Origin of the sequence: Arthrobacter sp. TB 23 (assembly GCF_000294595.1) — a bacterium.
GTDB lineage: Bacteria > Actinomycetota > Actinomycetes > Actinomycetales > Micrococcaceae > Arthrobacter_D.
This window is the reverse complement of sequence record NZ_ALPM01000073.1, coordinates 1-17286: the sequence shown is the minus strand read 5'-3', so window position 1 is coordinate 17286 and position 17286 is coordinate 1. Positions and strand designations below refer to the sequence as shown.

At 64.4% G+C, this 17286-nt stretch carries 14 protein-coding genes and 1 tRNA gene; 9 read left to right on the top strand and 6 right to left on the bottom strand.

Annotation, left to right across the window (positions count from 1 at the left end):
• Window positions 1-165 precede the first annotated feature (165 nt).
• Window positions 166-1350: a MarP family serine protease gene (locus B384_RS0110900; RefSeq protein WP_019483149.1), complete on the bottom strand. Its 1185-nt coding sequence runs from the start codon at window positions 1348-1350 to the stop codon at window positions 166-168.
• 248 nt (window positions 1351-1598) lie between these two features.
• Between B384_RS0110900 and B384_RS0110895 the strand changes: the two genes are divergently transcribed.
• Both B384_RS0110895 and B384_RS0110890 read left to right on the top strand, forming a co-directional pair.
• Complete coding sequence (locus B384_RS0110895; protein ID WP_019483148.1) at window positions 1599-2276, top strand: Crp/Fnr family transcriptional regulator; 678 nt, start codon at window positions 1599-1601, stop codon at window positions 2274-2276.
• A 227-nt stretch (window positions 2277-2503) separates the two neighbouring features.
• Window positions 2504-3337 (top strand): bacteriorhodopsin-like, encoded by an 834-nt coding sequence (locus B384_RS0110890; protein WP_019483147.1) that lies wholly within the window; start codon window positions 2504-2506, stop codon window positions 3335-3337.
• 46 nt (window positions 3338-3383) lie between these two features.
• Here B384_RS0110890 and B384_RS0110885 read toward each other — a convergent pair whose 3' ends face one another.
• Genes B384_RS0110885 through B384_RS20620 form a run of 3 tightly spaced genes read right to left on the bottom strand, consistent with a single transcriptional unit; the run spans window position 3384 to window position 4950 of the window.
• Window positions 3384-4304 carry a hypothetical protein gene (locus B384_RS0110885; protein WP_019483146.1) on the bottom strand — a complete coding sequence of 307 codons (921 nt, stop codon included), beginning with the start codon at window positions 4302-4304 and terminating at the stop codon, window positions 3384-3386.
• Between the two features lie 5 nt (window positions 4305-4309).
• On the bottom strand, window positions 4310-4792 hold the full coding sequence (locus B384_RS0110880; protein ID WP_019483145.1) for a RidA family protein: 483 nt from the start codon (window positions 4790-4792) through the stop codon (window positions 4310-4312).
• On the bottom strand, window positions 4789-4950 hold the full coding sequence (locus tag B384_RS20620; protein ID WP_019483144.1) for a DUF4177 domain-containing protein: 162 nt from the start codon (window positions 4948-4950) through the stop codon (window positions 4789-4791). The genes B384_RS0110880 and B384_RS20620 overlap by 4 nt, the downstream gene beginning before the upstream one ends.
• A 36-nt stretch (window positions 4951-4986) precedes the next feature.
• On the opposite strand from B384_RS20620, the gene B384_RS18615 reads away from it, so the two are divergent.
• From B384_RS18615 to B384_RS0110850, 5 genes are all read left to right on the top strand, one after another.
• Complete coding sequence (locus B384_RS18615; RefSeq protein ID WP_019483143.1) at window positions 4987-7281, top strand: transglycosylase domain-containing protein; 2295 nt, start codon at window positions 4987-4989, stop codon at window positions 7279-7281.
• Window positions 7282-7284: 3 nt separating this feature from the next.
• The gene (locus B384_RS0110865; protein ID WP_019483142.1) at window positions 7285-8214 is read left to right on the top strand and encodes a metallophosphoesterase; all 930 of its coding nucleotides are present in this window, start codon (window positions 7285-7287) and stop codon (window positions 8212-8214) included.
• A gap of 107 nt (window positions 8215-8321) precedes the next feature.
• Window positions 8322-10148, top strand: a complete 1827-nt coding sequence (locus B384_RS0110860; RefSeq protein ID WP_019483141.1) for an ABC transporter ATP-binding protein — start codon at window positions 8322-8324, stop codon at window positions 10146-10148.
• Window positions 10145-11995 (top strand): ABC transporter ATP-binding protein, encoded by a 1851-nt coding sequence (locus tag B384_RS0110855; RefSeq protein WP_019483140.1) that lies wholly within the window; start codon window positions 10145-10147, stop codon window positions 11993-11995. The genes B384_RS0110860 and B384_RS0110855 overlap by 4 nt, the downstream gene beginning before the upstream one ends.
• 75 nt (window positions 11996-12070) lie before the next feature.
• Window positions 12071-12147 (top strand) — tRNA-Pro (locus tag B384_RS0110850).
• Window positions 12148-12226: 79 nt separating this feature from the next.
• Here the strand turns inward: B384_RS0110850 and B384_RS0110845 are convergent.
• Together B384_RS0110845 and purD are read right to left on the bottom strand one after the other, a co-directional pair.
• Entirely contained in the window at window positions 12227-13108 is an 882-nt protein-coding gene (locus tag B384_RS0110845; protein WP_019483139.1) for a phosphoribosylaminoimidazolesuccinocarboxamide synthase, read from the bottom strand.
• A 2-nt stretch (window positions 13109-13110) separates the two neighbouring features.
• Window positions 13111-14442 (bottom strand): phosphoribosylamine--glycine ligase, encoded by a 1332-nt coding sequence (gene purD, locus B384_RS0110840; protein ID WP_024477209.1) that lies wholly within the window; start codon window positions 14440-14442, stop codon window positions 13111-13113.
• Between the two features lie 103 nt (window positions 14443-14545).
• On the opposite strand from purD, the gene B384_RS0110835 reads away from it, so the two are divergent.
• Together B384_RS0110835 and B384_RS0110830 are read left to right on the top strand one after the other, a co-directional pair.
• Complete coding sequence (locus B384_RS0110835) at window positions 14546-16120, top strand: molybdopterin-dependent oxidoreductase (RefSeq protein WP_026041125.1); 1575 nt, start codon at window positions 14546-14548, stop codon at window positions 16118-16120.
• An 87-nt stretch (window positions 16121-16207) separates the two neighbouring features.
• A complete protein-coding gene (locus B384_RS0110830; protein WP_019483136.1) occupies window positions 16208-17212 on the top strand; it encodes an asparaginase in 1005 nt (334 codons plus the stop codon).
• Window positions 17213-17286 lie beyond the last annotated feature (74 nt).

The window sequence follows — 17286 nt, the reverse complement described above, 5'->3', positions numbered from 1 at the left end:
AGTAGCCCGCCGAGATCCGAAGGGTACGGGGTGTTGCCAGGAGTGGAGGGTGCGATGGCTAAGGCCGAGGTGGAGGTGGACCGGCTGTTTGTCCTCGCCCACAATGGGAGCCCGGCAGCACGCACTGGCGGACACGGGCAGACGCTCGACTGGCTTGGCTAAGGCCTAGCGGTTGTTGCATTGACCGGCTGACACCGTGTCAGTGAAGACGCTGGCCTGCTCGGCAATGGGCTGCAATTCTGCCAGGGTCAGCGCGTATCCCACCGGCGCATCCTGAGTGGACTTTGCGAAGATCACGCCGGTCACCCGCCCTTGCATGTCCAGCAGCGGCCCGCCCGAGTTACCCTGCTGAACATTCGCTGCCAGGCTGTACACGTTGACTGACGCCGGATCCGCGCCGTAAATGTTGGCGACCAGGACATCGCTGCGATTCTGGATGCTGGCGGGCTGGATTTGGAAGGGGCCACCGGCGGGGTAGCCAGCGAAAGCCGCAGTGTCCCCCGTGGCGAGATCCTCACCGAGGGGCAGGGGCGCACGGTCCAGACCGTCGACGGCGAGGACCGCGATGTCCCGAACGGCGTCGAAGTGGACGATACGGCCGGGCAGCGCTCCCCCACCGGGAATCTCCACCACCGGTTCGTTGACCCCCGCAACCACGTGGGCGTTGGTCACCACCCGCCCTGGAGCAATAATGAAGCCCGACCCGGTTTGGTTTTGGCCGCACTGGAACGCGGTACCAGCAATACGCAACACCGATTGGGAAGCCGACGCGAGCTCGGGGGTGTCGACGGCCGCCTCGGGGACTGGCAGGGGGGCAGCCGGTGCAACGCTTTCCAGAATAGTGGGGATCCCGTCGTCGACGGCGATGGTGCGCAACTGCGCCATCCACGTGCGAACCGGCGACGGCGTAAGGTTGTCGATTCCCCTGATCACCTGTGACGAGGCAATGGATTGGGACAGGAAGGGCATGCCGAGCGTGCCAATACTGAAGGCCAGCATGGACATCACCAGTGCAGCAACCACCACATTCACGACGCCGCCGAGCAGCCGGTCGACCATCCGGATCGGACGGAAATCGAGGGCACGGCGAATGGCTCCACCGAGCCGGGAGCCGAGGGCCTGGCCAAGGACCACCAGGACGAATGCTGTGAGGATGATGGCGGGAAGGCGCCAGGCGTCGTCCGGCACCCATTCGCTGACGAGAGGAATAGCGAAAAACGCAGCTATCGCTCCGGCAACGAAGCCCGCGATCCCGCCGAGGGTCACCAGGAACCCGTTGCGGAGACCGGCAACGAGATACCCGACCAGTGCCAGCACCAGCAGGATGTCCAAGATGGTGAAGTCCGGCACGTGCGCTCTCCCTGATCATCGGGAGGCGCGACGCCTCCGTTACCCGACTGAGTCTATCCGGCGGTACTGACAATCTCCTGAGCGCATGTTGAACCCCTTTTTTCAGGCCGTTGGGCGGGAAATCTGGGCGTTTCCGCCCAAATGGGAGGCAAATAGGCTATTCCGACGGCGAACACGCGTGTAGCAGGTGTCACAAGTTCGTTATGTACGGCAAGATGGAATGAGCCGACAATTTATCAGGAGATTTCATGGACATCGAGGTACTGCGCCGCGCGCCACTCTTCGCTTCGTTGGGCGACGACGTTTTCGCCGCACTCACCGACGAGCTGACCGAAGTGGATCTCTCCCGCGGGGCATCTGTCTTCCGCGAAGGAGATCAGGGCGACCAGCTGTATTTCATTGTGTCCGGCAAGATCAAGCTCGGTCGCACCGCGCAGGACGGCCGCGAGAACCTGCTGGCAATTCTTGGCCCGGGCGAGCTGTTCGGTGAGATGGCATTGTTCGATCCCAGCCCTCGAACGGCCACGGCCACCGCCGTTTCCGAGACGCGCCTCGCCGGATTGAAGAATGAGAACCTGCGGACCCTCCTGGAAACGCGTCCCGAGGTTTCGGCCCAGCTGCTGCAGGCCTTGGCCCGCCGGCTGCGCCGTACCAACGAGTCGCTGGCTGACCTGGTGTTCTCCGATGTCCCGGGCCGCGTTGCGAAGGCCCTGCTGGATCTGGCGGACCGGTTTGGCCGTCCGGCCACCGACGGCATCCTCGTTGCGCACGAGCTGACTCAGGAAGAGCTTGCCCAATTGGTCGGCGCTTCCCGTGAAACCGTCAATAAGGCTCTCGCGGAGTTCGTGCAGCGCGGGTGGCTGCGCCTTGAGGCGCGCGCCGTCGTCATCCTCGACATCCAGCGGTTGCGTCAGCGCAGCCGCTAGCATCACACCCTCATAAGTCCACGAAAAGACCGGGAGCACCACGCTCCCGGTCTTTTCTGTGTGGCCTTTTATTAGGTCGCGATGTGGACGCTCCCTTTTGCTGGAACAAAAGCCTTGGCTAGGGTTTCTACACAGCGTAGAATTCTTTCACGCATCGTGCGGAACGGGATGAATTCCATCATCTGCCGCCATGCAGGGGTTCACCTTCTGTGCAAAGGAGCACAACCATGATTCCTGATGACCTGACCCAGAGCCAGTTCGACACTGTCTACAACTTGCTCTCGCTGGTTATTGCTTCACAGCTATTCACGGCCGTTTTCCTCATCCTCGTTCTTCCCCGCGTCCTTCCCCGGTACCGGCAGGCACTTGTCATCGCAGCAATAGTCTGCGGCATTGCTGCCTACCACTACTTCCGGATCTTTGACTCGTTCAAGGAGGCATTCGTCACGGATGCTGTCGGCGGACGCGGGACGTACGCGCAAGCTGAGGGCGCGTCGTTCAACGAGGGGTACCGGTATGTGGACTGGCTACTGACGGTGCCACTGCTGCTGGTGGAACTCATCGCAGTTCTGGCCCTCGCCCGAAAAGTGCAAACCAGCCTGCTATGGAAACTGGTACCCGCTGCGACCCTGATGATCGTGCTCGGATACCCCGGAGAGATCAGTAGCTCAGACAGCGTAAGAGTCCTGTGGGGGATCCTCTCCACAATTCCCTTTATCTTCATCCTGTACGTATTGTTCGTCGAACTGACGAAATCGCTTGATCGCCAGCCTCCGCAGGTCCGGAAGCTCATCAGTCGCCTTCGGATCCTGCTTCTCGCGAGTTGGATCGTCTACCCGCTCGCATATGCGCTGCCGCTACTTGGCATCTCAGGCGCCGACGCATGGGTCCTGAAGCAAGGCGGGTACTCCATCGCTGATATTGCGGCTAAAGCAGTCTACGCACTGATTATTTATCGCATCGCGAGACTGAAGTCCTATGCTGACGACCCCGCCTTCGCGCGGATCGAGGAAGGACATGAGCCCTTTGAGGAATCGAAGGTATCCCGGAAGCCGCGCTAGGGCAGTTCGGCCCTGAGCCGACCAGGGGAGGGCGGTGATGGCCACGCTAACGACCGCGTTGGCCGGATCCGCCCTCGGTGGCCACCGAACAAGCGACCTCAAGCATTGGATCCGCCTCCTCGGAGGGTGTCATCAGATGCGGGTAATAAACCTTCATGGGCCGTTTGTGACTCAAATAAGCCACGCAACCCTTCGAAGACCCAATCTTCTCCAGGATCAGACGGACCGCTGGTACGGTCAGCTCATCCAGCGCACGGCCCACCGTGTTGGGCTGGCCCACTTCATCGCCCAATGTGGTGGCTTCGGCCTTCGCGACTTCCCTGGATGCGCAGCGCCATTCACCCCACAAACCCTTACTCGCGAGCGCCGTAGCTTCCTGGCCAGTCGGCTGGGCCGCCGCAAAATAGTGGGTGTCGAACCGGCGGTGAGCGTAATCGGGGCTGAGCCAGTGCGCAAGCGGTTTCAGCAAGTCGGTGCGGAGCCCCAGTCCCCGGCGGGCCAGGATGTCCGAGAATGACCGTTCCTGGGTGGCAATGTCTTCACGGGCCTTCATCCACTCAGGGTTCCTACTGCCGTCGACGAGGGACACGGCATCCGGTCCAGCCAGCAGCACACCGGTCTCCTCGAACAGTTCGCGGATGGCTCCGACCACGTGGCGCCGCGCCACAAACAGGTCATCGATCCCCATCGCCTTTGCCCACTGGGCAGGGGTGGGCCCAAACCAGACGACGTCGTCGTCGTCGGACTCCTCGATGCTGCCGCCGGGAAACGCGACGATCCCCAGTGGGGATTCGCCACGCCGGTATGAAAGGTAAGTTTCAGTCCCCGGAGGGGCATCGCGGATCAAGACCACCGACGACGCCAGGCGGGGTTTGACCGGCGTCCGCTCGCCGTGTTCGACCCAGCTTCGCGCTGCGCCCAACTGGTCTTCGGGAACTGGAAAAAGGCGGTTACTAATGTGGCCCACAGGAATCAGACAAACTCCGCGATAATCTCGACTTCCACCGGCGCATCGCGGGGAAGCACTGCGACGCCGACGGCGGAGCGAGCATGAGCACCGGCGTCGCCGAGCACCTGCCCCAGCAGATCGGACGCACCGTTAATAACCTGAGGCTGGCCCGTGAAGCTGGGATCGGAGGCGACAAACCCGACCACCTTCACGATCCGGCTAATCCGGTCCAGATCCCCGATCTGGGACTTGATCGCGGCCAAGGCGTTCACCGCGCAGGTCGCTGCGTACTCTTTCGCAGCCTCCGGCGTCACCTCGGCACCAACCTTGCCCAAAGCTGGGAGTTCACCGTTAATAAGCGGTAGCTGCCCGGCGGTGAAAACATAGTTGCCCGTCACCACTGCCGGGACGTACGAAGCCAGTGGCTGCACGACGTCCGGGAGAGTGATTCCGAGATCCAGCAGCCGCTGTTCGACAGCTGATGTTGGGTTGTCGGTGCTGGTCACGACTGGTTCTTCTCTCGTTTCAGATAGGCGACGAGGCCTTTGCCGTCCGGTCCGGGAACTACCTGCACCAGTTCCCAGCCGTCCTCTCCCCACTGGTCCAGAATCTGCTTCGTGGCGTGGATGATGAGCGGAATTGTGGAGTACTCCCATTTGGTCATGGTTCACAGACTAGCGCGTGCTTGTAAACTGGAGTAATGGCTGCTCGTAAATCACCGATCTTTGACACAGCAACCACCCTGGGGAAGATGATTGCGTTTCTCGGAATCAGTGCTTTGAGCGGGGTGCTTGCTGCGGGTCTACTGGTCCCAGTTGCTGCGGCAGCGGGTACCGGTGCTTCCGCCTCGATTCAGTTCTTCGAAGAGCTGCCGGCGGAACTCGAGCGTGGGGCGCTGGCCCAGCCATCGAGGATTCTCGCTTCGGACGGGACGCTGATCGCCACCCTGTATGAGGAGAACCGGCAGCCAGTCACCCTCGACCAGGTTTCCCCCAACATGGTGAACGCCCTCCTCGCCATCGAAGACGCCCGGTTCTACGAGCACGGCGGCGTGGACCTGCAGGGCATCATGAGCGCCGTCGTGAGCAACGTCAGCAGCGACACCACCCGCGGCGCCTCCACCATCACCCAGCAGTACGTCAACAACGTCCTGATTGATGCCAGCCTGCAGAGCGGTGACGGATCGGTCACTTTCAGCGGCGGCAAGACTCTTGGCGACAAGCTCCGCGAAGCAAAACTGGCCATCGCCGTCGAAAAGGAGCTCAGCAAGGACGAAATCCTTGAGGGCTACATGAACATTGTGCCGTTCACCGGCACCACCTATGGCGTGCAGGCAGCATCGAGATACTTCTTCAACGTCGAGGCAGCTGATTTGAACATCCAGCAGGCGGCCCTCCTCGCAGGCGTGGTCAATGGACCCACCTTCTACAGTCCGGAACTCAACCCGGAGCGCTCCCTGGAGCGCCGCAACTTGGTGCTTGGCGCCATGCTGTCGAACAGCCACATCACCCAGGAAGAGTACGACGCCGCCGTCGCCACCGACCTCGGGTTGGACATCACCCCCACGCTGAGCGGCTGTGTCGGCGCGGAGCAGGCACCGTACTTCTGCGACTACGTCACGCATCTGATCCTGAACGATCCCGCCTACGGCGAATCCCTTGAAGCACGCCAGGACACCCTGTACCGCGCGGGGCTGACGATCACGACGACGCTCGATCCGGCGGCGCAGACTGCTGCCCAGACAGCCATCAATGAAACCGCTGGCCGCGAGACCACCGACCCCTCGGTAGGACACTCGATGGTCAGCATGGAACCCGGAACCGGCGACATCCTGGTGATGGCACAGAACACCAGGTACATGCCTGGCACCGAGCCGGGCGATTCGGTGCTGAACTTCAATGTTGATCAGTACAGCGGCGGAGACCCCAACCAGCCCTTGGGCGGTGTGGGAGGATTCCAGCCCGGATCGACCTTCAAGCCCTTCACTGTCGCTGCCTGGCTCGAAGACGGCCGGGCGTTGAACACCACCATCGACGGCCGCAAGAGGATCTACCCCCAGTTCGATGAGTGGGAGGCAAGCTGCTATCCCGACGGAAAGTACGTCCTGCCTGATGAGGACGGGTACGAACCGCAGAACTACGGGGACATCAACTACGGCAGCTACACCGTCCTTGAAGGACTGGCCCAGTCGTACAACACCATCACCATGGAGACGGCACGTCAGATCGATCTCTGCATGCCGTTCCAGATTGCCGCGGATCTAGGTATCCACGATGGAAAGAGCGCCGACGGGGATTACACACCGTTGACAGTGTCACCTTCAGCCCTTATTGGCGGCGGAACTGAGGTTTCACCGCTCTCGATGGCCACCGCGTACGCGGCATTGGGGGCCGAGGGGATGACCTGTGAGCCGCGGGCGCTCACTGAAGTGGTAGCCGTTGACGGCACCAGCTTCCCCGTTCCTGAAGCGGCCTGCGAACAGGCGATTCCCGAGGAATTGGCTCGCGGAGTGAACTACGCCACCGAGGCTGTCATGGAGCGAGGCTCGGGTCAGCTCCTGGAGTTCGGGGACATTCCCATGGCCGGCAAGACAGGAACCAACGATGCCCGGTCCCAGACCTGGTTCATGGGGTACAACTCGGGCATGGCAACTGCCACCTGGCTGGGTAACTGGAAGGCGAACAGCGTCAGCTTGGGCGAATTGCAGATCGGCGGCCAGATTTACCCCGAAATTGATGGTTCGTTCATTGCGGCTCCGTCCTGGGAGCGGTTTATGCAGCAGATACCTGGGCTGCACTCGGGAGAACCCTTCACCGACCCCCCGCAGCGGATGCTCAACGCGCAGCGTCCCACCATTCAGACCCAGCCAGGCAACGGCAACCAGACCGGGAGGCCCGGGGATAACCAGGGCAGTCCAGGGAACAGCGGCCCTCCTGCTGATCCCCCACCGGGAAACAGCCCAGAGGACCCAGACAACAACGAAGACGAAGGCTAACCCTTGGGTTCATCGAAGCTGCTCGACGCCACTACTATCGCGTTGGGAGGAACCGCAGCGGTCGCCGTAGCTGGCCTCGGGTACGCCTCCCTAGTGGAACGGAACCTGTTCCAGCTGCGGGAGGAGACCCTGCCGATCCTTCCGCCGGGCAGCCGCCCGCTGAGGGTCCTGCACCTTTCCGACATTCACATGGCGCCCCGGCAGGCCGCCAAGACCTGGTGGCTGCAGGGACTGGCCCGGCTGGAACCGGACCTGGTGGTGAACACCGGCGACAACCTCAGCCACCACAAGGGTGTCGAGCCGCTGCTTGAGGCGCTCGGCCCGCTAATGCAGTTTCCCGGCGTGTTTGTGCCCGGGTCCAACGACTATTTTGCGCCAGTGTTGAACAACCCGCTGCGGTATTTCTCTGGCCCGTCGAAGCACCGCACCGGGCGGGAGCCGAAGGCACTCCCCTGGGCGGAGCTGTTCAGGAGCTTCGGGAACGCAGGCTGGATCGACCTGTCCAACCGGTCGCAGTCGGTGGCCATGGGCAACCTCCGGCTCGACTTCACCGGGGTCGACGACCCACACATCGATCGCGACTCCTACGCCGGCTACCCGGCGGGCAGCAGCACTTCTTCCGACGCGCGGCACCTGAAGATCGCCGTCGCGCACGCCCCCTATCAGCGGGTGCTGGACTACTTCACCGACGGCGGCGCGCACCTGATTCTCGCCGGCCATACCCATGGCGGGCAGGTCTGCATTCCGGGCTACGGCGCCCTGATCACCAACTGCGACCTCCCCACCTGGCGAGCCCGCGGCCTGACTGACTGGGAGCACAAGGGACGCAGCATACCGCTGAACGTGTCAGCGGGAATCGGGACGTCGCGGTTCGCGCCGGTCCGCTTTGCCTGCCGACCCGAAGCAGTGCTGCTGACCCTCACCGAACGGTAGTTTGGGGCCGCTGACGCAGCGGCAAAGCTCTGACATAGGATAGTTGCTACGGGACACGAAATGTCCCTTCCGGGTAGATCCGCCTCTGAAATGTCAAAGACAGAAGTATGCCGACTCAAACCACCCTGTGGGAATCGCTCAGCCGACTCTACCCACACATCAAGCCCATCCTGCCGCGGCTGATCCTGGGCCTCGTCTGCGCGCTCGGCGCGAGTCTGATGGCCCTTGCCATCCCCCAGGTCTTCCGCGTGCTGATCAACGATGCCCTCGCCGTCGGAGGCGCGACGTCGACCGTCTGGATTGCCGCTGGCGTGGTCCTGCTACTGGGCATCCTCGAAGCAACCTTCGTTGCACTGCGGCGCCAGTTCGTCATCGCCCCGGCGACGACCGTTGAAACCAACATGCGGACGTCGTTCTATCGCCATTTGCAGGATCTCACCGTCGCCTTCCATGACCGTTGGGGTAGCGGCCAGCTCCTCTCACGCGCCATGACGGACCTGAACCTGATGCGCCGGTGGATGGCGTTCGGGCTGATCATGCTGGTGGTGACGTCGCTGACCGTGGTCATCGGCGTCGTCATCATGTTCCTCACCTCGTGGGTGCTGGCCCTGATCTTCCTGGCCGCGGCGCTGCCGATCATGATCTACGGCTTCCGGTTCCGCACCTCCTACAGCAAGGTTTCGCGGAAAAGCCAGGACCAGGCCGGCGACCTTGCCACCACCGTCGAGGAATCCGTCCACGGCATCCGGGTGCTGAAAGCCTTTGGCCGGAGCCGTGAGGCCCTCGAAGGATTCAACCTGCAGGCCGAGGAACTCCGGCAGACCGAGATCTACAAGGCACGCTCGCTGGCCAACTTTTCGTTGATCGTCACCCTGCTGCCCGAGCTGGCGTTGGGCGCCTCACTGGTGGTCGGCGTGCTGTTCGCCGCCAACGGTGACCTCTCGATCGGCGCCCTGGTGGCCTTCTTCGCGACGGCCGCCGTGGTCGCTACCCCGGTTGAGTTCATCGGCCCGCTGCTCGCCATGACCTTCACCGCCAAAACGGCCATCGACCGCCACTACGAGGTCATGGAGTCCGTCAACACCATCACCGATCCCACGGAGCCGGTCCGGCTGATCGATCCCCGCGGCGAAGTGACCTTCACCGATGTGCACTTCCGCTACCCCGACGCTGAGGAGGGCACCGCCGATGTGCTCAACGGCATCAACCTCACCATGCGTGCCGGGGAGACGATGGCGCTGGTAGGCGTAACCGGGTGCGGCAAGAGCACCCTGCTGCAGCTGGTCCCCCGCCTCTATGAGGTGACCGGTGGGTCCATCGCCATCGACGGCACTGACCTGCGGAGCATCTCCATCGCCGATCTGCGCACCCATGTGTCGGTCGCCTTCGAGGACACCACGCTGTTCTCCAACTCGGTCCGAGAGAACGTCCTGATGGGCGCGGAGCCGCGGGATGGAAAACACGCCGAGGAGATCCTGGCTGAGGCGCTCGAGGTCGCACAGGCGCACTTCGCATATTCGCTGCCCGACGGCGTCGACACCCTGATCGGGGAGGAGGGCTTGAGCCTTTCCGGCGGCCAGCGGCAGCGGATTGCCCTGGCCCGGTCCATTGCTTCGAAACCTCGGGTGCTGGTGCTCGACGACCCGCTCTCGGCCCTGGATGTCCGCACCGAGGAACTGGTGGAGGAAGGCCTGCGCAAGGTTCTCCTTCACACCACCACCCTGATTGTCGCCCACCGGCCGTCGACGGTTGCCCTCGCCGACCGGGTGGCCCTGCTCGAGGACGGCCGGGTGACCGACGTCGGCACCCACACCGAGCTGCTGGCACGCAACACGCATTACCGATACGTGATCGCGAGCCTCCCTGATGGCCCGACCGATCTGGACACGGAGCTTGAAGACTTCGAGAACGACGACGAGGGGGCGCTCACGTGAGCACATCACCACAGCCGAATAACGGATCGGCACCCACCGGGGGGACGTCGTCGGGCGTGACCAACGAGGACGACGTCCTCCTGTCCAAGGCCCAGAACAGGTCGGTCCGCTCGCGGTCCTTCCGCCTGCTGGGGTCTCTCATCAAACCCAACCGGCGCCAGTTCATCTGGACCATTTCCCTGGTGGTCGGGTCGCAGGCAGCCCGGGTCGCCGGCCCGGCAATCATCGCGTTCGGCATCGACAACGCCCTGCCATCGCTGCTCGACGGTGACCCGATCTACCTCTGGCTCGCCGGCCTTACCTACCTGATCGCGGCAGTCCTGACCGCCTTTTTGACGGCCGGGTATGTCCGGGCGACGGCGCTGCTCAGTCAGGCGATGCTGCTGGATTTGCGGTTGCGCGTCTTCAGGCACACCCAGCGGCTCAGCCTAGAATTCCACGAGAAGTACACCTCGGGTCGCATCATCTCCCGGCAAACCTCGGACCTTGAGGCGCTGCGCGAACTTCTCGACTCGGGCGTGAGCTCCCTCGCCTCCGGCGTCATGTACATGCTCTTCACCGCGATCACCATCTTCGTCCTGGACTGGCGGACGGGTCTGCTGATCCTCGTCGCCGCCGTGCCAATGTTCTTTCTGGCGCGCTGGTACCAGAAGCACTCCCAGATCGCGTTCCGTGCCTCCCGGGTGGTGTCTGCGCGGCTGATCGTCCACTTCATCGAAACCATGACCGGGATCCGTGCCGTCAAGGCTTTCCGCCGCGAGGAAGTCAACGCCTCGAAGTACGACGAGCTGGCCGAGGACTACCGCAAGGTCACCGTCCGGTCCATCAACCTCAACGGCGTCTTCCAGCCGGGTCTGGTGCTGATCGGCAACGTCACCGTTGCGGTGGTCCTGCTGGTCGGCGGGTTCCGGGTCCTTGACGGCACTCTGGCGGTCGGCGCCCTGCTCGCCCTCCTGCTGTACAGCAAGCGGTTCTTCCAGCCCGTCGATCAGATGGCCATGTTCTACAACTCGTTCCAGTCCGCGTCGGCGGCGCTGGAGAAAGTGTCGGGGCTGCTCGAGGAGGTGCCCACGGTGCGCCCACCGAAAAACCCGGTGCCGCTGAAAGACCCTCGGGGAGCAATTGAGTTCGACGGCGTGGAGTTCCGGTACGGCGACGGCCCGGTCATCCTGCCGACCATGGACCTGAAGATTCCGGCCGGGCAGACCATCGCTCTGGTGGGTCAGACCGGTGCCGGGAAGTCCACCCTGGCGAAAGTGATCGCCCGGTTCTACGACGTGTCCTGCGGCAGCATCGCTCTCGACGGCGTCGACATCAGGGAGGTCGATCCCCGTGACCTGCGGCGCGCCGTCGTCATGGTGACGCAGGAAGCGTTCCTGTTCAGCGGCAGCGTGGCGGACAACATCGCCCTGGGCAAGCCGGAGGCAAGCCGCGAGGAGATCGAGGAGGCTGCCCGCTCGGTGGGCGCCGACACGTTCATCACATCCCTGCCCGAGGGCTATGACACCGACGTCAACAAACGTGGCGGTCGGGTGTCCTCGGGGCAACGGCAGCTGATCAGCTTCGCCCGCGCGTTCCTGGCGAACCCTGCGGTGCTGATCCTGGATGAGGCCACCTCGTCCCTGGATATTCCCAGTGAGCGGCTGGTGCAGGAGGGTCTGCAGAAGCTGCTGGGCAACCGCACCGCGTTGATCATTGCGCACCGACTGTCAACCGTGTCGATTGCCGACCGGGTGCTCGTGGTCCACGACGGCAAGGTGGTGGAGGATGGCACCCCGGCAGAGCTCATTGGCGGCGACGGGCGCTTCGCGACCCTGCATGCGGCCTGGCAGGAGACGCTCGTCTAGTTTTGCTTCTTCGTGTGCTCGGGTACGCTTTAGAGGTTGCTCTGCTGGCCGTTTCTGACGTTCGCTGAGCAGCATCGGGGTGTGGCGCAGCTTGGTAGCGCGCGTCGTTCGGGACGACGAGGTCGCAGGTTCAATTCCTGTCACCCCGACCAAAAGAACCCAGTGATGGAGACCCACCAGTGGGAGAACAGGCGGCGGCCGGAGCTGGTCTGGTGAAAAGGAGTGCAAAGGCTAGGCGAAGGTGAGGCCCGTCAGCCGCTCATAGGCCTCAATGTAACGGCCGCGGGTCTTCTCGATAATCTCGGCGGGGAGTTCCGGCGGGGTGGAGGACTTATCCCACCCGGATGCCTCCGAAGTGAGCCAATCCCTGACGAATTGCTTGTCGAAGGACGGCTGCGCCTGTCCGGGGGCATACAGGGCAGCATCCCAGAAACGTGACGAGTCGGGTGTCAGGACCTCATCGCCGAGGGTGATCTGCCCGTCGGTAGAGAGCCCGAACTCCACCTTCGTATCCGCCAGGATGATCCCCCGGGACCGGGCAATTTCCTCGGCCCGGCCGTAGATGGCCAGGGTCAGCCGACGCAGTTCCTCCGCCACGGGCGCGCCCACGGTGGCGACGACGTCGTCGTAGGCAATGTTCTCGTCGTGATCCCCCACCGCGGCCTTCGCCGAGGGCGTGAACACCGCCGGCTCGAGCCGCGACCCATCCACCAGCCCGGACGGCAGCGGAAGCGAGCATACTGTGCCCGACGAGCGGTATTCCAGCAGCCCGGACCCGGTGAGATACCCACGGGCGATGCACTCCACCGGGAACATCTCCAGCTTCCGGCAGATCATCGCCCGACCAGCAACCTCGGCCGGCACATCGGTCGACAGCACATGGTTGGGTACCTCGGCCAGCTGTTCAAACCACCACAGACTCAGCTGGGTCAGGACCCGGCCCTTGTCGGGGATCTCGGAGGACAGTACGAAGTCGTAGGCACTGATCCGGTCGCTCGCGACCACCAGCACCCGGTCATCGGGTCCGGTCAGGGGCGAGTACAGGTCACGCACTTTTCCCGAATAGATGTGCGCCCACCCGGGTACGTCAATGAACGACGGCGCGAACGTCACGCTCAGGCCCCCGCGGGCGTGGCCGCCGACGCGGCAGTGACAGGCGACAACGGGGAGGCCACAGCGGGCGCCACCACCTCACCCTGCGCGGCCTTCAACGCAATGTCCCGCCGGAACTGACCGCCCTTGAGGCTCAGCTCGGCGATCCCACGGTAGGCCCTGTCGCGGGCGGCCGTCAGGTCATCTCCGAGCCCGACTACGGCGAGTACCCGGCCACCGGCCGATACCACCTTGCCGTGCTTGAGGGCGGTTCCGGCGTGCAGCACCTGGACGCCGTCGATCCCCTCGGCCCGCTTCAGGCCGCGGACGCGATCGCCCGTGCGGGGAGCGTCGGGGTAGTGCTCCGACGCGAGGACCACGGCCACTGCCGACTGGGGAGACCAGTTGAGGCTTTCAACCTGGTCCAGCCCACCCTTGGCTGCTGCCATGAGCACTCCGCCTAGCGGAGTCTTCAGCCGGGCAAGGACGGCCTGCGTCTCGGGATCACCGAAGCGGGCGTTGAATTCGATGACACGAAGGCCGCGGGTGGTGAGGGCCAACCCAACATAGAGGACTCCAACGAACGGTGTCCCGCGGTGGGCCATCTCGTCGATGGTGGGCTGGGCCACCCGGTCGATGACCTCGTCAACCAGTCCCGCTGGCGCCCAGTCGAGGGGCGAATAGGCTCCCATGCCGCCGGTGTTCGGCCCCTGATCGCCGTCGTAAATGCGTTTGAAATCCTGGGCAGGGGCGAGCGGAAGCACGTTGCGGCCGTCGGAGAGCACAAAGAGGGACACCTCGGGGCCGTCAAGGAACTCCTCGATGACCACCGTGCCGCCAGCGTCGAAGCAGGCCTGCGCGTGGTCCAGCGCCTCGGCCCGGTCAGTGGTGACGACGACGCCCTTGCCGGCGGCCAGACCGTCATCCTTGACCACGTAGGGTGCGCCGAAGATGTCCAGCGCCTCGGCTGCCTGCTCGGCGTTAGAAGCAACCCGGGCCATGCCGGTGGGGACGTTGGCTGCGGCCATGATCTGTTTGGCGAAGGCTTTGGACGCCTCAAGCTGGGCGGCCTCCCGGGACGGACCGAAGACGGGGATTCCCGCGTCCTGCAGTGCGTCAGCTACTCCAGCAGCGAGCGGCGCCTCCGGGCCGATCACCACGAGGTCCGAGTCCAGGGACTGGGCCAGGGCTGTCACAGCGGCCGGGTCAGCGGCGTCGACTTCGTGGGTGGGGACGATGCTGCCCATCCCCGCGTTGCCGGGGGCTGCATGCACCTCGTGGACGAACGGGTCGGATAGCAGTGCTCGGACAAGGGCGTGTTCGCGGCCGCCGGGGCCAATCACTAGAACCTTCACAGTAGTTCAGCGTACTGTCTCGGCTGGATCCTCGCGAAGCTGTGACGGGGTAATCGGCCCTGTGACAACCCATACGCACGGCGCACCACTCCGAATAAGGTGCATGAACGCTTTACGACGCCCCGGGCGCAAGGAATCCATGCTGGCAGCACTAGCTGGGATAGTCAGTGCCGGCCTGGTGCTGGGCGTGGCAGAACTGCTTGGCTCCTTCCTGACCGCCCGTGCCGCGCCCCTGATCGCCCTCGGCTCCACCTTCATCGACTTCACCCCGCCGTGGTTGAAGGACTTCGCGATCGCCACGTTCGGCACCAACGACAAGGTGGCACTTTTCGTTGGCATGGGCGTCACCATCGTCCTCCTCGCCGCCATCCTCGGTGTGGTCGCCTACCGGAAGTGGGTGCTCGGTGTAGCCGGCGTGGTCCTGATGGGCGCCGTCATTGTTGCGGCGGTGATTTCCCGGGCCGGCGCCACCCTGCTGGACGCTGTCCCCACGGTGATCGGGACCGCCGTCGGCCTCCTGGCCCTGCGCTACCTGATCCGTGCGCTGCATAAAACCCGCGACGACGCCGACGCCACCCAGGAAGCGACCAGCACCAACACCCCAGCCACCGGCACCAGCCGCCGCACCTTTTTTGCCGCCGCCGGCATCACCGCAGTCATCGCGGGTGCCGCGGCGGCCGGCGGCCGTGCCATTTCCAGCGCCCGGAATACCGTCAACATGGCCCGGGAGGCCCTCACGTTTCCCACCCCGGCCAGCGCCGCGCCGGCTATCCCTGCCGGTGTGGAGTCCGGCGTCGACGGCGTCGTCCCCTGGGTCACCCCGAACCCGGACTTCTACCGCATCGACACCGCGCTGAGCGTGCCGCAGATCGACCTGGAGACCTGGGAGCTGCGGGTGCACGGCATGGTCGAGGAAGAATTCACCATCACGTTCCGGGACCTGCTCGATGCCGACCTGATCGAACGCCACATCACCCTCACCTGTGTGTCCAACCCGGTCGGCGGAAATCTGGCGGGCAACGCCAAATGGCTCGGCTACCCGCTCCGCGACCTGCTGGCCCGCGCCAGGCCCACGGCCGGCGCCGACATGGTCCTTTCCACCAGTACCGACGGTTTCAGCGCCTCCACTCCCCTGCCGATCCTGCAGGATGACCGCGATGCGATGCTCGCCATTTCAATGAACGGCGAGCCCCTGCCGCTGGAGCATGGCTTCCCCGTCCGCATGGTGGTGCCCGGCCTGTACGGCTACGTGTCAGCCACCAAATGGGTGGTGGACCTTGAGGTCACCCGATTCGCCGACAAGACCGCCTACTGGACCGACCGCGGTTGGTCCGAGCAGGGGCCGATCAAGACCATGGCCCGCGTCGAGGTGCCCCGTTCCTTCGCCCAGGTGTCGGCCGGGACGTCGACCATCGGCGGCTCCGCCTGGGCCCAGCACCGCGGCATCACCAAGGTGGAGGTCCAGGTCGATGACGGCGACTGGGAGGAAGCCACTCTCGCCGCCGAAGCCTCGGTGGACACCTGGCGCCAGTGGTCCCATGAGATCAACGTCGAAGCGGGCTCCCACTCCGTCCGCGCCCGCGCCTACGACCCCGACGGCGTACAGACCGAGGAACGCGCCGACACGGTGCCCAACGGCGCCTCCGGCTGGCAGTCAGTGCAGTTCACCGCCGAATAGCGCTCCCCAAACCTTGTACCCACCGGATGTCCGTTCCTCCGGTGGGTACAAGCTCCACCTCGACAGCCGATAAGCGATACTTGTCTCATGCCTCAGACTTTCTCCTCCGCCGACGCCGTCGAACTTGCCGTCCTGGAACGCAACGGCTTCATCGAATCGCGCCACCTGGGATCTGCAGTGATCCTCGCCGCCGATGGCACTGTGGTCACTGAACTCGGCGACATCCACGCCCCCATCTTTCCCCGCTCCACCCTGAAGCCCTTTCAGGCGCTCGCCGCGATGCAGTCTGGAGTGCCGTTGCGTGGGCCTCAGGTCGCTCTGGCCGCGGCCAGCCACGTGGGATCGCATGAGCACATGGATGTGGTGCGCACCATGCTCAGCGCGGCAGGAGTCTCGGAGGAGCACCTCCAATGCCCCGCCGACTGGCCCCAGGACGAGGAAGCCCGCAACTGGCTGATCCGCACGGAGAAGGGCAAGCAGCGCATCGCGTTCAACTGCTCCGGCAAACACGCCGCTTTCCTGTGGGCCTGCACCGAGAACAACTGGGACCACTCCACGTATCTTGACCCCTCCCACCCGTTGCAGGAGCGCATCGCCGCGGTCATTGAGGAGTACACCGAAGAGAAGATTTCCCACTGGGGTGTCGACGGCTGCGGGGCGCCCCTCGCCGCCGTCTCGCTGACGGGCCTCGCCCGCGGCATCGGCAAGTTCTCCAAGGCACCCTCGGACAAGAACGCTGACGCCCGCGCCGCGACCATTGCCACCGCGATGCTCGACTACCCCTGGGCCGTACACGGCCGGGGCCGCGAAAACTCGGTAGTGATGGAGGATCTGGGCATCATCTCCAAGAACGGCGCCGAAGGCGTCCTCGTCATGGGCACCGATACCGGAGTCTCCCTTGCCCTCAAAATACTCGACGGCAACATCCGCGCCACCACGCTGGTGGGCCTGACCCTCCTGGCTGCCACCGGCGCCGTCGACGCCGACAAAGTGAGCGCAGTCCTCGGCAAGGTGGTCCCTCCGGTGATGGGCGGCAGCGCAGCGGTCGGCAAGCTTCGGCTCGCCGCACCGGTCATGGCTCTCCTGGACTAGGCCCCATGGGACGACGACGGATCCCCGCCCCGGCCGGCAAGCCAGCCCTCGACGCTGTCCGGTCCGGCTCGGCC

Excerpts from the sequence above, each read along its gene's own strand:
- B384_RS0110835 (WP_026041125.1), top strand. The coding sequence starts at position 14,546 with ATGAACGCTTTACGACGCCCCGGGCGCAAGGAATCCATGCTGGCAGCA.
- B384_RS0110890 (WP_019483147.1), top strand. The coding sequence starts at position 2,504 with ATGATTCCTGATGACCTGACCCAGAGCCAGTTCGACACTGTCTACAAC.
- B384_RS0110895 (WP_019483148.1), top strand. The coding sequence starts at position 1,599 with ATGGACATCGAGGTACTGCGCCGCGCGCCACTCTTCGCTTCGTTGGGC.
- B384_RS0110830 (WP_019483136.1), top strand. The coding sequence starts at position 16,208 with ATGCCTCAGACTTTCTCCTCCGCCGACGCCGTCGAACTTGCCGTCCTG.
- B384_RS0110860 (WP_019483141.1), top strand. The coding sequence starts at position 8,322 with ATGCCGACTCAAACCACCCTGTGGGAATCGCTCAGCCGACTCTACCCA.
- B384_RS18615 (WP_019483143.1), top strand. The coding sequence starts at position 4,987 with ATGGCTGCTCGTAAATCACCGATCTTTGACACAGCAACCACCCTGGGG.
- B384_RS20620 (WP_019483144.1), bottom strand. The coding sequence starts at position 4,950 with ATGACCAAATGGGAGTACTCCACAATTCCGCTCATCATCCACGCCACG.